16 protein-coding genes are annotated in these 13,050 nt (G+C 58.9%); 8 read left to right on the plus strand and 8 right to left on the minus strand.

The window, feature by feature from the left end; all coding sequences use genetic code 11:
• Window positions 1-22: 22 nt before the first annotated feature.
• Together QF010_RS19525 and QF010_RS19530 are read left to right on the plus strand one after the other, a co-directional pair.
• Window positions 23-286, plus strand: coding sequence for a DUF2790 domain-containing protein (locus QF010_RS19525; RefSeq protein ID WP_033057674.1), 264 nt, complete (start codon window positions 23-25; stop codon window positions 284-286).
• Window positions 287-343: 57 nt separating this feature from the next.
• Window positions 344-1,405: an alpha/beta fold hydrolase gene (locus QF010_RS19530; RefSeq protein WP_429533735.1), complete on the plus strand. Its 1,062-nt coding sequence runs from the start codon at window positions 344-346 to the stop codon at window positions 1,403-1,405.
• Between the two features lie 60 nt (window positions 1,406-1,465).
• Here QF010_RS19530 and ppnN read toward each other — a convergent pair whose 3' ends face one another.
• Complete coding sequence (gene ppnN / locus QF010_RS19535) at window positions 1,466-2,839, minus strand: nucleotide 5'-monophosphate nucleosidase PpnN (RefSeq protein ID WP_033057677.1); 1,374 nt, start codon at window positions 2,837-2,839, stop codon at window positions 1,466-1,468.
• A gap of 211 nt (window positions 2,840-3,050) precedes the next feature.
• Here ppnN and QF010_RS19540 point away from each other — a divergent pair, with 211 nt between their 5' ends.
• The 3 genes from QF010_RS19540 (at window position 3,051) to QF010_RS19550 (ending at window position 6,486) form a co-directional block, all read left to right on the plus strand.
• Window positions 3,051-3,578 (plus strand): DUF3087 domain-containing protein, encoded by a 528-nt coding sequence (locus QF010_RS19540; protein WP_429509331.1) that lies wholly within the window; start codon window positions 3,051-3,053, stop codon window positions 3,576-3,578.
• 112 nt (window positions 3,579-3,690) lie between these two features.
• Entirely contained in the window at window positions 3,691-4,107 is a 417-nt protein-coding gene (locus tag QF010_RS19545; protein WP_156363922.1) for a hypothetical protein, read from the plus strand.
• Window positions 4,108-4,908: 801 nt separating this feature from the next.
• Window positions 4,909-6,486 (plus strand): sensor domain-containing diguanylate cyclase, encoded by a 1,578-nt coding sequence (locus QF010_RS19550; protein ID WP_429509332.1) that lies wholly within the window; start codon window positions 4,909-4,911, stop codon window positions 6,484-6,486.
• A gap of 2 nt (window positions 6,487-6,488) precedes the next feature.
• Here QF010_RS19550 and QF010_RS19555 read toward each other — a convergent pair whose 3' ends face one another.
• The 4 genes from QF010_RS19555 to QF010_RS19570 all read right to left on the minus strand — a co-directional run bounded on the left by QF010_RS19555 (window position 6,489) and on the right by QF010_RS19570 (window position 9,962).
• Window positions 6,489-7,406 (minus strand): LysR family transcriptional regulator, encoded by a 918-nt coding sequence (locus QF010_RS19555; RefSeq protein WP_033057683.1) that lies wholly within the window; start codon window positions 7,404-7,406, stop codon window positions 6,489-6,491.
• Window positions 7,407-7,427: 21 nt separating this feature from the next.
• A complete protein-coding gene (locus QF010_RS19560) occupies window positions 7,428-7,802 on the minus strand; it encodes a DUF2784 domain-containing protein (protein ID WP_033057685.1) in 375 nt (124 codons plus the stop codon).
• A 60-nt stretch (window positions 7,803-7,862) separates the two neighbouring features.
• Window positions 7,863-8,738, minus strand: coding sequence for a 4-hydroxy-tetrahydrodipicolinate synthase (dapA, locus tag QF010_RS19565; protein WP_033057686.1), 876 nt, complete (start codon window positions 8,736-8,738; stop codon window positions 7,863-7,865).
• A gap of 282 nt (window positions 8,739-9,020) precedes the next feature.
• Entirely contained in the window at window positions 9,021-9,962 is a 942-nt protein-coding gene (locus QF010_RS19570) for a GGDEF domain-containing protein (protein WP_429533736.1), read from the minus strand.
• Window positions 9,963-10,139: 177 nt separating this feature from the next.
• Between QF010_RS19570 and QF010_RS19575 the strand changes: the two genes are divergently transcribed.
• From QF010_RS19575 to QF010_RS19585, 3 genes are read left to right on the plus strand one after another with little or no spacing between them, the layout of a single operon-like run.
• The gene (locus tag QF010_RS19575; RefSeq protein ID WP_008157336.1) at window positions 10,140-10,838 is read left to right on the plus strand and encodes an AzlC family ABC transporter permease; all 699 of its coding nucleotides are present in this window, start codon (window positions 10,140-10,142) and stop codon (window positions 10,836-10,838) included.
• The gene (locus QF010_RS19580; protein WP_165353329.1) at window positions 10,838-11,149 is read left to right on the plus strand and encodes an AzlD domain-containing protein; all 312 of its coding nucleotides are present in this window, start codon (window positions 10,838-10,840) and stop codon (window positions 11,147-11,149) included. The genes QF010_RS19575 and QF010_RS19580 overlap by 1 nt, the downstream gene beginning before the upstream one ends.
• 60 nt (window positions 11,150-11,209) lie before the next feature.
• On the plus strand, window positions 11,210-11,368 hold the full coding sequence (locus tag QF010_RS19585; RefSeq protein WP_185753122.1) for a hypothetical protein: 159 nt from the start codon (window positions 11,210-11,212) through the stop codon (window positions 11,366-11,368).
• A gap of 64 nt (window positions 11,369-11,432) precedes the next feature.
• On the opposite strand, the gene QF010_RS19590 is transcribed toward QF010_RS19585, so the two are convergent.
• The 3 genes from QF010_RS19590 to QF010_RS19600 all read right to left on the minus strand — a co-directional run bounded on the left by QF010_RS19590 (window position 11,433) and on the right by QF010_RS19600 (window position 12,961).
• Window positions 11,433-11,660 carry a DUF6555 family protein gene (locus tag QF010_RS19590; RefSeq protein WP_046053490.1) on the minus strand — a complete coding sequence of 76 codons (228 nt, stop codon included), beginning with the start codon at window positions 11,658-11,660 and terminating at the stop codon, window positions 11,433-11,435.
• 91 nt (window positions 11,661-11,751) lie between these two features.
• A complete protein-coding gene (locus QF010_RS19595; RefSeq protein ID WP_033057786.1) occupies window positions 11,752-12,024 on the minus strand; it encodes a hypothetical protein in 273 nt (90 codons plus the stop codon).
• A 256-nt stretch (window positions 12,025-12,280) separates the two neighbouring features.
• A complete protein-coding gene (locus tag QF010_RS19600; protein ID WP_429533737.1) occupies window positions 12,281-12,961 on the minus strand; it encodes an SOS response-associated peptidase in 681 nt (226 codons plus the stop codon).
• Window positions 12,962-13,050: the final 89 nt, after the last annotated feature.

A 13,050-nucleotide genomic window follows, 5' to 3' on the forward strand; every position in this document is an offset into this window, starting at 1 on the left:
TTGCAACCCTGAGGAAATCACCATGAACTGGAACAAACTGATTGCCGCCAGCTTCTTCGCGGTCCTGAACGTTGCAGCGTTTTCGGCCCATGCCGATGTTCAAGCGCCGTCGCAGACAACTTCTCACGGCACCCACCTGGATATCAAGAAAGTGGTTTCCGTCGTCGACAACGGCGGCGGCAATTGCGGCATTGTCGATGCCCGCCTGACCTACCTCGATTCCAGCGGCACGCAGAAAGTCCTCGATTACAGCAAATTCGCAGAGTGCGGAAATCAGGGCGGTTGATCTTTCCACTACGCTTATCGTCCAGAACACCCGGTCAATGACTTCCAGGGAATCACCATGAAGATGAATGTGTTGAGCACAAAAAATGACTCACGTCGTCGTTTCTTTGGCCCATCGGTCCTCGCTTTCGCGCTGATGCAGTTAGGTGCCCTTGGTGCAGCCAATGCGCAAGCCGCGACGCCAGAGCCCGTGGTGGCCAGCGCCGGCACCCTCAAGTCGGACTCGTTTGGTCCGCTGAAGCATGTCAACGCCGGGTTGCTGAGTGTGGCTTACGCCGAAGTCGGCCCCGCCGATGGTCCGGTGGTGATCCTTCTGCACGGCTGGCCCTACGACATTCACAGCTATAGCGAAGTGGCGCCCTTGTTGGCAGCCAAGGGTTACCGGGTGCTGATCCCGTATGCACGGGGCTACGGCGACACGCATTTCCTGTCAGACAAGACTGTTCGCAACGGCCAGCCCGCCGCGTTGGCCAGTGATGTCATCGACTTTATGGATGCGCTCAAGATCAAGAAGGCAGTGCTCGGTGGCTACGACTGGGGCGCGCGCTCGGCGGACATCGTCTCGGCGCTCTGGCCGGAGCGGGTGGAGGCGCTGGTTTCGGTGAGCGGCTACCTCATCGGCAATCAGGCCGCCGGCAAGAATCCGCTACCGCCCAAGGCAGAGTTGCAATGGTGGTACCAGTTCTACTTCGCTACCGAACGTGGCCAGGCCGGTTACGAAAAAAATCGCCATGACTTCGCCAAGTTGATCTGGGAGCTGGCATCGCCGAAATGGACTTTCGACGACGCGACTTTCGATCGCAGTGCCGCCGCCCTGGAAAACCCTGACCACGTCGCTATCACTATCTTCAACTATCGCTGGCGGTTGGGCATGATTCAGGGCGAACCTCAATATGAAGCGCTGGAGCAGCGGCTGGCCAAGGCCCCGGTCATTACGGTGCCGACCATCACCATGGAAGGGGATGCCAACGGGGCGCCGCATCCGGCTCCCGAGGATTATGCCAAGCGCTTCACCGGCAAATATGAGTTCCGACTCATCAACGGCGGCATCGGCCACAACTTGCCGCAGGAAGATCCGCAGGCCTTTGCCAAGGCAGTGATCGACGCGGATCACCTCTGAGCATGAGTACCGCGAGATCGTTCCCACGCGAGAGCGCGGGAATGATCTTTATTAGCTTTGTTACGCAACCACTTGATAACACGGCACATACGCCGCGCCGCCCGGCAGTTTCATCCGGTGCTGGGCGACGAAGGCTTTGAGCAGTTGATCCAGCGGTTGCATCACCGCCGCATCGCCACGGATCTGGTACGGCCCGTGTTCTTCGATCAGGCGGATGCCCTTGTCCTTGACGTTGCCGGCGACGATGCCGGAGAACGCGCGGCGCAGGTTGGCGGCCAGTTCGTGGGCCGGCAGGTTGCGGCTCAGTTTCAGGTTGGCCATGTTTTCGTGGGTTGGATCGAACGGGCGCTGGAAGCCTTCGTCGATCTTCAGCAGCCAGTTGAAATGGAACGCGTCATTGCGCTCGCGGCGGAACTGTTTGACTGCCTTGAGACCTTGGGTCATATGACGCGCGACTTCAGCCGGGTCGTCGATGATGATCTCGTAGTGTTGTTTCGCAGCTTCACCCAAGGTGGCGCCGACAAACGCGTCCAGTTGCTCCAGATACGGCGCGGCGTGTTTCGGCCCGGTGAGGACTACGGGGAAGGGCAGGCCGGCGTTGTCCGGGTGCATCAGGATGCCGAGCAGGTACAGGAACTCTTCGGCCGTGCCGGCACCGCCCGGGAAAATGATGATGCCGTGGCCGACGCGGACGAAGGCTTCCAGACGTTTTTCGATGTCCGGCAGGATCACCAGTTCGTTGACGATCGGGTTCGGCGCTTCGGCGGCGATGATGCCCGGCTCAGTCAGGCCGAGGTAGCGGCCGCCGTGGATACGCTGTTTGGCGTGGGCGATGGTCGCGCCTTTCATCGGGCCTTTCATTACGCCAGGACCGCAACCGGTGCAGATGTCGAGGCTGCGCAGGCCCAGTTCGTGGCCGACTTTCTTGGTGTATTTGTATTCTTCGGTGTTGATCGAGTGGCCGCCCCAGCACACCACGATCTTCGGCTCGACGCCGGGGCGCAGGGTGCGGGCGTTGCGCAGCAGGTGGAAGACGTAGTCGCTGATGCCCTGTGAGGTGCTCAGGTCGATGCGTTGGGCGTCGAGTTCGTTTTCGGTGTAGACGATGTCGCGCAGGGCGCTGAAGAGCATTTCGCGGGTGCTGGCGATCATTTCGCCATCAACGAAGGCATCGGCCGGGGCGTTCAGCAGTTCCAGGCGTACGCCGCGGTCCTGCTGGTGAATGCGGATTTCGAAGTCCTTGTAGGCTTCGAGGATGGTCTTTGCGTTATCGACATGGGCGCCGGTATTGAGGATGGCCAGGGCGCACTGGCGGAATAAGGTGTAGGTGCTGCCGGATCCGGCTTCGCTCAGTTGCTGTACTTCACGTTGAGAAAGGGTTTCCAGGCTGCCTTTTGGGCTGACCGAGGCGTTGATTACTTGTCGTTGGGTCATTCAATGATCCTTAAAACGATGCCACTCATACAGGCAAATGGCATCCGAATAGTATGTATCCATGAAAGAAGATGGCACGAACTGCGCTGTATCGCCATTTCCCCGTTTGACGATGAAAAGATGAAAAGGAGCCCCAGCATAGCTAAATCCCCTGCAGAGGCGATAATGCCCCGCAGCCTTTTTACCCATGCCCTCAAGGAACCCCGTCGCGATGTTCGAAATCCAGCCGCAGAACCCCGAACGCTATCGAAGCCAGACGCGACGCAGCACGATAATCATAGCCTTGATTTTCCTGGCCCTGGCGATGGTGTTGTCGACCACGGCGGTGGCGCTGTTCGGTGAACCCGGTGGCGACAATCTGCGATTCAACGTCGGCGGCGTGTTTGTGTCGGTGCTGCTGATGGTCGCGCTGATGCGCGGCACGTTCTGGACCCAGCCATGGATGGCCCCGGCGGTTTACGGCTGGCGGCTCAAGCGCAGCCTGATGAGCATCACCAACGTCATGCATCAGGTGACGGCGGCGGTGGAGAAGGGTGATCCGACGGCCATGAAGCTGCTGCGTTTCTACCATCTGGGGTTGAGCCAGATGCACGAACTGGACGGCAACTCCAGTGATCACAGCCAATTGACCCGCGAGATGGATCAGCACAAGGCTCGAATGGAAGCGCTGGGCATCGAGACGGATCAGACGCAATTGAATCCGGCCTGGATCGAGGCCGTGAAGCAGACGTCGAAGTAACACAATGGTGTGGGCGAAATCCGCAGCATTGGCTGTAGGGTTTCGGGGACGTGGCAATTAGGCTGAACCTTCATGTCCCGTACGGGAGCCTGACGCCGGCAAGGAAACGCTTATGTCCCTGAAACACACGCTTCACCCGATCCTGATCTTCGCCGCCATCCTCGGCGTGGCCATGGCCGCCAACGGCGTGTTCATGCTGATCAATCCCTCGCTGTGGTACACCGCGGTACCCGGCGTGGAACGCACTGGCCTGTTCAATCAGCATTTCATCCGGGATATCGGTTTGCTCTATGTGGCGATTGGCGCCGCGTTCATCGGCGGCAGCGTGAGCCCGATCTACCGGGTTCTGCTCTGGGCCTCGGCGACAACCTGGCTGACGGCACACGCGCTGTTTCACTTCTGGGAAGTGGCGGCCGGGATCTGCGGGCCAGAGGTCCTGTGGGTGGATTTTCCGGCGGTCACGCTGCCGTCGATTATCGGGATTGGCCTGACGTTTTGGGCGTGGAAGAGGGCGAGTAGCCCTTCTTAAACCCGTAGACGCAGGTTTTCTCGAACCACGTCGAGGCGATCGACCTGTCTTTTGTTGATTGTGTACATATCCGTTTCTGCGGTCACGGCGGCTTAGGGTTCCGCCCTTACGGCGGGTCACTTTGGAAAAGCCCCAAAGTAACCAAAGGGCTCTTGCCCCTGTCGTTCGGTGCCTCGCCTAGGCTCGGCATGCCCTCGCTCCGGTCCTGCTCCGTGGGCCCGCCGCCATCGGCCATCCATGGCCGGGGGCGGCTAACCCGGCATCCATGCCGGGTTGCCCACTGCGCAGAACCTCCACTCGGCCTCTCGAGGGGGCGGTGCATCCAGATCAAGAGCTGCAGGCGAGCTAACGCTCGGCCTGTTGAGTGGTGAGGGGCGCGCGTACACCGCCTTCCCCCCTGTAGGAGCTGTCGAGTGAAACGAGGCTGCGATCTTTTGATCTTGCTGTGGCTGTGGCTGTGGTTGTTGCCGCTGCTTTGGCTTCAGATCTGCCGCCCCTTTCCCAGAGGCCGAACGACAGGGGCAAGAACCCTTTGGTTACTTTGGGGCTTTTCCAAAGTGACCCGCCGTAAGGGCGGAACCAATAGCCGCCGTTACCGAAGAAACGGATATGCCCCCCAACCTTAAGTGAACAGCATTACGCCGTTTGTCGAGACAGCCGAGCGAATACTTCTCGCGTAGATCAACCTATCGGGTGTTTGATGAGGCATAGTCGCCTGGCACCAGGCGGCTCATACCCGTCAGGGGGCAGAAAAAGGGCGAACGGGAAGATTCGCCCTGTGATCAGGATTCAGGGAGCGTCATGGGTCATCCATCCGTTAACAATCGAATTGAACAATCCCGCCATGACGTGCCTTGGGTCGCCGAGGAGGGCGGGGCAGCGATCAAGGTTCGCTCTGTGGTGCTTCTGCTGGTCGCGGTGTGCCTGTCCATGACGGCTATCGTGATTTGGGAAGCCTGGAACTCGCGCCAGTACCATCTGCATGACAAGGAAGTGGCGATGTCCAACCTTGCGCAGACCTTGGCTTCGCAGGCGCAGGCTTCGATCAAACAGGCCGATACGCTGCTGTTTACGGTGGTGGATCGCCTCGAAAACGACGGTATGGACCAGGCCCGGCTGCCCGAACTGGAGCGATTGCTCAGGGTCCTGCGCAGTGAGTTGAGCCAACTCCATGGCTTGTTCGTGTATGACGAAAAAGGTCGGTGGATCGCCAATTCCAATGGCGCCGTCGTGCCCAATGCGAACAATGCCGACCGTAAATACTTCATCTTCCACCGTGATCATCCTGATCGTGGGCCTCACATTGGTCCGCCGATCAAGAGCCGTTCGAGTGGTGAATGGATCATAACGGTTTCCCGCCGTATCAATCATCCGGATGGCAGCTTTGCCGGCGTAGCGCTGGCAACCATCTATCTCAGCCATTTCCTTGCGCTCTACAACAGCATCGACATGGGGGGTAACGGCGTGATCAACCTGATTGCCGCTGACGCCACGATCGTCGTTCGCCGGCCGTTCAAAGAAGCTGAAATCGGCCTCAGCGTTGCCAAGGGACCGCTGTTTACGCAACTGTTGCCCAAGGGCAATTCGGGCACGGCAACGGTCCCCTCCTATGTGGATGGCGTCGAGCGGGTGGTCGGATTTCGCAGGGTCGACGGTTATCCGCTGATCATCTTCGCTGCGCTGAATAAAGATGAGGTCCTGGCCACCTGGCGTAAGGAGGTACTGCTGAGTGCCGGGATCTTCTCGTTATTCCTGGGGTTTCTGGGCGTACTCGGTTATCGCCTCATTCGCCTCATGACGCAGCAGAATCACGTGCAGAGCGTATTGCTGGATGCGCAGGAAAAACTGATCGAGGTCAATCACAGTCTAGAGTTGCTGGCGCTGGAGGATGCGCTGACCGGGCTGTCCAATCGGCGTCAGTTCGATCTGTTCATCCTTGCCGAAATGGGTCGCGCCAGGCGCAACCAGACCCACCTCGCGCTGCTGATGATCGATGTCGATCACTTCAAGAGCTTCAATGATCTTTACGGCCATGTGGCCGGCGATGAGTGTTTGCGCAACATCAGCACGATCATCAGGGACAACATCAAGCGCCCCGGCGACCTGGCTGCCCGCTATGGCGGCGAAGAGTTTGCGGTGGTCCTGCCCGGGACCGACTATGTGGGGGCGTTTCTGGTGGCGGAAAAAATGCGTCGCGCGGTTCAACAGGCCGGCATCGAGCACAGTGAAGGTGCTGAGGGCACGGTGACGGTCAGCCTGGGCGTCGCCGCTTATGATCCGGCGTCCCAGACCCAGCCCGATGACTTGGTGGGGGCGGCCGACAAGGCGCTGTACGTGGCCAAGGCCAGCGGTCGGAACATGAGCGTCATTGCCAACTGAATTCAAACAAACCGGTCACTCCCCTGAACCAGCTTGGTGGACAGGTACGATTGCTTGAGTTTTTCCAGCCACCAGCCCAGGGCGCGGCCGTCGTGATCGCCACGCCAGCCGGCATACAAAATGTTCGGCTCACGGGGATCGGCCATCTGTTTTTCAACCAGCGTGCCGTTTTTCAGTAGCGAGCCGACCCGATGTTTCGGTAACCAACCCACGCCCAACCCGTCACACTGGGCGAGAATCTTGGCGCGCATGGTCGGCACGGCAAGCACCGGTTGGCCGCCGGAGACACCGTAGGTGCTGCCCTCGGTCGCTCTGGATGAATCGGCCACGACAATCGCCCGATGCTGCGCAACCATGGCGCGTGAAATCGGCTCCTCGGCCTTGGCCAGCGGATGTTTGGGCGACACCGCGAACACCCATTCCATTTCCCCCAGTTGCATCCAGCGCAAGGAGGGGATGGCCGGTGGTTCGTTGGTGGCGCCGATGATCAAGTCCGCGCGGCCTTCACGCAGGGCTTCCCAAACACCTTTGAGGACTTCCTGAGTGATGCGCAACGGCACGCCGGATTCCAGCGCATCGAACTCGTGAATCACCGGGATCAACGCTTCGAATTCGAGCAACTCATCGGTGACGATCCATAGCCGGCTCTCCCAGCCATTGGCCACTTGCTGCACCCGCTGGGTCAGCCGCGAGACGTCCTGCATCAGTCGCGCCGCCTCGTTTACCAGCAACTCACCTGCCGGGGTCAGCTGCAAGCGGTAGCGACGACGGTCGAACAGCAAGGCATCAAAACGTTCCTCCAGTTGCCGCGCCGCGTAGGACACCGTCGAGGGCGCTTTGCCCAAGTGGGCTGCGGCCCGCGACAGGCTGCCGGTTTCGCGGATGGCTTCCAGCAAGGTCAGATCTTCAATCGATAACATGGGCGCAATCCTTGATCGGGTTCAGGTGGCCCGACGTAATTTCCACAGCCTGATCAACCGAAGGTAGACCAGTACGTTGATCGCCAGCACCACGCTGCCCAGTCCCAGTTGAATTGCCGGTGTCAGGCCCGCCGGGTAAATGACCGGCCACACGTAATGGTCGATGAAGCCGCCGCTATAACCGGTTTGCCCGGCCGCATCGCGCATGAGGTTTTCCCACTGCGTCAGCGGGCAGGTCAGGTGGAAGACTTCCACCGACACGCCCCATACAGCCGCAGGCAGGTGCCACCAGATCAGGGCGCGCCATTTGAGCACCAGCAGCCCGCCGAACAGCACGAACAGAATGAACAACAGGTGGAACAGGACCAGCCCGTCGGCGGCGATTCGGTAAAGCATGTCGACTCCCTGACGCGTTATGCGAATGGCTCCATGGTACTCGGGCTGGTTGCTGGCGCTCTATCGATTGTTGCTGTTCAACGCCGCCAGCACTTCCTTCAGACGCATCGCCATGGCTTCGCTGCTGCGTAGCATCGGCGCGCGCAGTTCGTCATCGATCAAGCCTTCAAGGGCCAGGGCGGTTTTCACCGGGGCGGGATTGGGCTCGATGAACAGGCTGTGAATCAGCGGCAGCAGTTGGAAGAATGTCGCTCGACCCGCCGCTAACCGGTTGTCGCGTATCTGTTGATACAACGCCACGAACAGCGCCGGGTGAACATGCGCCGAAGCGGCAATCGCGCCTTTGGCACCCAGGCACAAGGCACTGAAGATCTGGTTGTCTTCGCCGCACAGCACGTCGACCTTGCCACTGCCTAGCAGTGCCAGGGTGTTGGCCTGATTGCCGCCGCAATCCTTGATCGCGACGATTCGCTCATGGGCGACGATGTTGAGCAGGGTTGCCTGCTCGAACGCCACGCCGGTGCGGTAAGGGATGTCGTAAAGAATCAGCGGAACGCTGGAGGCGTCGGCAACGGTTTGGTAAAACGCTTCGAGGCCTGCCTGGGAAGGGCGGATGTAATACGGCGGCGGGACCAGTAAACCGGCCAGCGGACGTTTCAGGATCTCGCTCTGAAATTGCAGCAGCTCGGTCATATTGTTGCCGGCCAGGCCCATGACCACCCGTTCCGCCGGCACCTGCGCCAGCACCGCGTCGAGCACCGCCAGTTGCTCGTGTTTGCTCAGTGCCGCCGCTTCCGCGGTGGTGCCGCAGACCACAACGCCATCGATGCCTTTTTCCAGCAGATGATTGACCAGCCGGTGCAAGCCGACGAAATCGATCGCACCGTTGCGAAACGGTGTAACGAGAGGGACCCAGATACCTTGAAACGATGACATGCACTTACTCCTGAAGGTTGACCGATTTCGTCACCGTCAGAAGCGTAGAAGGCACAAAGCAAGGGAGGGTGTCCGTCGCGCTCAATGTCCTGTCAGCTCATCTGACGGGACAGCGCGCCCCGGTCACATGAGCGACTGTTTCTTCGATTTGAGGGCGTGCGCAACGCAACCTTGCGCCTTGGCATTCAAGCCAATGACGACAGTGTTGAGGTTGAAGATTGCGGACATACTTGCTTACACCCTGAATGAGGCGCTCAGTTTTAAAAGCCGGCGCGATTTTTGTCAATCGCGAAAATCAGCGAACTCCGCACGCATCCTGCCGTTGTGCTTGGCCTTGTAGAGCAATTTGTCGACCTGTTCGACGAATTCCAGTGCGCTCGCGTGCAGCGTTGCAGTCGTGGTACCGACCCCCAGGCTCAAGCTCAGCAACTGAGAAACCGCGGAAAATTCGTGGGGGATTTGCTGTTGGCGAATCAGGTGCAGGCATTTGTTTGCCACCAGCCTTGCGGATTCGGCATCGGTTTCCGGCAGCAGCCAGACGAACTCTTCACCGCCGATCCGCGCGATGAAATCCCGTGGCCGGTTGGCGGCCAGGGACAAGGTCTGAGCGACGCGCCGCAAGCATTCGTCACCCTTGATGTGCCCGTAGTGGTCGTTGAATTGTTTGAAGTAATCAATATCCAGGATCAGCAGCGACAGCGCCGATCCCGTGCGTTGAGCGCTGCTCCATTCCCGCTCCAGCACGGTGTCGAACATGCGTCGGTTGGCGATGCCGGTCAGCCCGTCCTGGAATGAATATTCTTCGAGTTGCTTTTGCAGGCGACTCAGGTGTTCCTCGGTTTTCTTGCGCTCGCTGATGTCGAACATGAAGCCCACCAGCGCTTCCACTTCACCGTCCTTGCGCACCACGTGCACCACATCGCGAATCCACACGTAGTCGCCGTTGTGGGTGAGTGCCCGATAGTCCGCCTCGTGATCCACGCCAGCCCGCGATTGCGACACGCAGAACTCCACCACGTAGTCGCGATCATCCGGGTGCATGCGCTCGACCCAGTCATTGACCCCCACCCAACTGTCCTGTTTCCAGCCCAGCAAACGCTCGATCTGTGGACCGATATAGCTGAAGGTCATGGTTTTCCAGTCGATCCGCCATGGGATTGCTTTGGTCGACTCGAGCAGGGTTTTGTAGACGTCGCTGTCGGTTTCGGTTTCGATTGAGCTCATGAGGGGCCGGATCTCAAAGGTGAAAAAGCTGCGCCATCATGTTGCTACTACTGTAGTGAATCAAGCGTGCAGCCGATGAGTGGAACAAGTTTCGCAGCACAAGTGCGCAAGATTGTTCAAGCCTTCGGCCAGCGACTGCTGGCACAGTCTGTGGTCTTTCCCTGGTTGTAGAGCGTTATGTCCAATTCACTCATGCCGCGCAGTGCCTTTCTTCGCGGTGCTGCGGCGATCATGCCGTTGTCCCTGGCCACCGCGCCCTGGGGACTGCTGGCCGGCTCCATGGCCATCGAGGCCAATCTCACGCCCCTGCAAGGCCAGGGGTTGTCGAGCATCGTGTTTGCCGGGGCGGCGCAACTGGTGGCCATCGGCATGCTCAAGGGCGGTGCCGGGATTTTTTCGATTTTGCTGACCACGTTGCTGCTGACCTCCCAGCATTTGCTCTACGGCATGAGCATGCGTTCGGTGATTTCGCCGTTGCCGGGTCGCTGGCGTGTGGGGTTGGGCTTTTTGCTCACCGATGAGCTGTTCGCTCTGACCAGTGCGCATGACAAACAACAGTTCAACCGCTGGTACGCGTTGGGCGTCGGCCTGACGTTTTACATCGCCTGGAACCTCTTCACCCTGGCCGGCATCGTGCTGGGCAGCAGCATTCCGGGGCTGGAGCATCTGGGACTGGACTTCTCCATCGCGGCGACCTTTATCGCCTTGATCACCCCGGTGGTGCGGAACGTGCCGACCGTGGTGTGCGTGGCGGTGTCGCTGTTCTGCTCGGTGCTGTTCAGCTACTGGCAATGGGGCTCGGCGCTGGTGCTGTCGGGGTTGGCAGGCATGACCGCAGGCTTTATCTGCAACAAATTCTACGGTGGACGCACATGATGGTCTGGGCAGTTATTTTCGGCATGGGGCTATTGGTGTTCCTCAACCGCTACGTATTCCTTGAGCCGCGGCTGCCCGTGCGTTTGAGCAGCAATGCGCGGCAGTTCCTGGGTTTTGCGGTGCCGGGCATGCTGACGGCGATCTGTGGGCCGATCGTGTTCATGCCGGACAAGCAGCTGAATCTGCAGTGGGACAACCCGTACCTGATCAGTTCGCTGGTGGCGGTGGGGCTGGTGCTTTACACCCGCAATACCTTGCTCAGTATGTTGTTGAGCATGGGGTTCTTCTTTTTGCTGCGTTGGTGGCTCTAAGTCGTTCCCGTCGAAACTGTTCTACGCTTAAAGGGGACCCCTACAGGAAGAGAGGTGAGCATGGCTAATGATCCAAAGCGTCCGGACCCGGATGAAGAGCTGGATGAACCCACGGAAGAGGAAATCGAGCGGCAGAGGCGTTCGACACCGGACTGGAAGCACCCCGACGACGGTAAAGAGCTGTCAGATCGCGACCAGGAGCGTCCGCTGAAACCTTGACCGCACTGCACATACAAAAAAGCCCCGCTATCAAAGCGGGGCTTTTCATTGGGCGATTATTAAATCAGATCGCTTCATTCCAGCGAATGTGCGTAATGCCTAATTGCTGCGCTTCGATGCGCGCGGTTTCGAGGTTGGCGTGTGCGGCGATTTGACGATCGGAGTCGGGATAAGCATGGGCGGAAGCCGAATGTATTGCCTCCACATCCGAGAACTGTTCAGCCAGTTTGAAAAAGTGCTGACGAACACCGTCGAACATATAGTGCACAGCATAGGGGACGAGTTTGCTCATATATTCCTCCTTGGGCCGAGCCTCAGTTATTGAGAGTGGTTTGATGTCGGGTTCGTTCAGTTCGTTGACTGAATGAACCCGGCCCATCAACTCAAACGTCTTCCAGCAGCAGAAAATCGGGGTGGGAGGCCCGATAACCCAAGGTCTTGTCGATCCAGGCGTTCAGCTCGTTGACCATGACCGGAGGTTTGCCTGGATAGCGTTCGAGGGTTGTACGCAGGAGGTTGCCGATAGTGGCAATTGAATGCAGGTTGCGGGTCGTTATGTATTGCCCGATAAAACAGTCGAGTGGGTAATGTTCTGTCTTCGAAAGATAAACACACGTCAGACTATCGACTTGATTAATTGTGAAATCGTCGCGCAATTTGATTCTCTGCAAGGCTTGTTGTTGTAAGGATTTCCTTGGTTTATTGACTCTTTGGTCAATTGCGGGGTGCCGAAGGGAACGCGGCGCGCATGCTATCCATAGTTATTCTGAATGTATCGAAGTGTCGGACCGGCGGTTGCTCGATTAAATCACAAATAAAAGCAACGTGTTTCCTGGGTGAAACAACCTGTGGAACGTTCAAGTGATCAATAGATATATATAACTGCTGTTTATTATCTTTGTATTGATACGTTTATGGCATTTCATCAATTAGTGCAGCGCCTTGATTTCTTGAATTGCCCACTGCTCTGTCCACCTTGTACCACTCGAAAACCTCGCTGACTTCACCCTGCAACAGCGCCATCTGCTCAGCGCGTTCTCTGGGGGTGGCCGGGTCAAGCCATTCCCGCGCCAGCGGCGCAGACAACACCACGGGGCGCCGGTCATGAATGTCGAGCATGCCGCCCGCACTGTCGGCGGTGATGATCACAAAACCGTCGTCGGCCCGCGGCTTACCACCCGGGCCGGGAAACTGCCCGATCGCCGCGCACAAAATCGGCGCCCGGTCCCGTCGGCGGATGAGCCACGGTTGCCTCGTGGAATCCCCGGCGTCGACCCATTCGAACCAGTTGTCGATCGGCACGATCGCGCGGTGCGGCCAGATCGCCCGGAAGAACGGGCCGTGGGCGACTTTTTCGACCCGTGCATTGATCGGTGCCGCCCGATCCTTCGCCCAGTGCGGCCGCCATCCCCAGCGCTGAAAATCGGCGTGCAGGCCGTTGCTCTCCAGATGCAGGAGGGCGAGTTGCGTGGTGGGCGCCGCGTTGTAGCGGGCCAACGGTTCATCACCGACGTGGTTGATCAACGCGTCGGGGATGCTCAGCACCGCGACAAAGTCGTGAATGCCACGGTATTGCGACAGGCGTCCGCACATAGGCCGATGTTCCGATTGAAGGGCTCAGCACTGGCTGGAGATTTCAGCTTAGTTGCTCAGATCACCTGGGCGCGCTGCAACTCGGTCAA

The sequence above is a fragment of the Pseudomonas silensiensis genome (genome assembly GCF_050434865.1).
Taxonomy (GTDB): domain Bacteria; phylum Pseudomonadota; class Gammaproteobacteria; order Pseudomonadales; family Pseudomonadaceae; genus Aquipseudomonas; species Aquipseudomonas fluorescens_W.

What these genes read in the sequence shown, in the direction of transcription:
- QF010_RS19570 (WP_429533736.1), bottom strand. Translation starts at nt 9,962, where the DNA reads ATGAGCTCAATCGAAACCGAAACCGACAGCGACGTCTACAAAACCCTG.
- QF010_RS19600 (WP_429533737.1), bottom strand. Translation starts at nt 12,961, where the DNA reads ATGTGCGGACGCCTGTCGCAATACCGTGGCATTCACGACTTTGTCGCG.
- QF010_RS19525 (WP_033057674.1), top strand. Translation starts at nt 23, where the DNA reads ATGAACTGGAACAAACTGATTGCCGCCAGCTTCTTCGCGGTCCTGAAC.
- QF010_RS19575 (WP_008157336.1), top strand. Translation starts at nt 10,140, where the DNA reads ATGTCCAATTCACTCATGCCGCGCAGTGCCTTTCTTCGCGGTGCTGCG.
- QF010_RS19550 (WP_429509332.1), top strand. Translation starts at nt 4,909, where the DNA reads ATGGGTCATCCATCCGTTAACAATCGAATTGAACAATCCCGCCATGAC.
- QF010_RS19545 (WP_156363922.1), top strand. Translation starts at nt 3,691, where the DNA reads ATGTCCCTGAAACACACGCTTCACCCGATCCTGATCTTCGCCGCCATC.
- QF010_RS19580 (WP_165353329.1), top strand. Translation starts at nt 10,838, where the DNA reads ATGGTCTGGGCAGTTATTTTCGGCATGGGGCTATTGGTGTTCCTCAAC.
- QF010_RS19540 (WP_429509331.1), top strand. Translation starts at nt 3,051, where the DNA reads ATGTTCGAAATCCAGCCGCAGAACCCCGAACGCTATCGAAGCCAGACG.
- QF010_RS19585 (WP_185753122.1), top strand. Translation starts at nt 11,210, where the DNA reads ATGGCTAATGATCCAAAGCGTCCGGACCCGGATGAAGAGCTGGATGAA.
- dapA (WP_033057686.1), bottom strand. Translation starts at nt 8,738, where the DNA reads ATGTCATCGTTTCAAGGTATCTGGGTCCCTCTCGTTACACCGTTTCGC.
- ppnN (WP_033057677.1), bottom strand. Translation starts at nt 2,839, where the DNA reads ATGACCCAACGACAAGTAATCAACGCCTCGGTCAGCCCAAAAGGCAGC.
- QF010_RS19530 (WP_429533735.1), top strand. Translation starts at nt 344, where the DNA reads ATGAAGATGAATGTGTTGAGCACAAAAAATGACTCACGTCGTCGTTTC.
- QF010_RS19590 (WP_046053490.1), bottom strand. Translation starts at nt 11,660, where the DNA reads ATGAGCAAACTCGTCCCCTATGCTGTGCACTATATGTTCGACGGTGTT.
- QF010_RS19555 (WP_033057683.1), bottom strand. Translation starts at nt 7,406, where the DNA reads ATGTTATCGATTGAAGATCTGACCTTGCTGGAAGCCATCCGCGAAACC.
- QF010_RS19560 (WP_033057685.1), bottom strand. Translation starts at nt 7,802, where the DNA reads ATGCTTTACCGAATCGCCGCCGACGGGCTGGTCCTGTTCCACCTGTTG.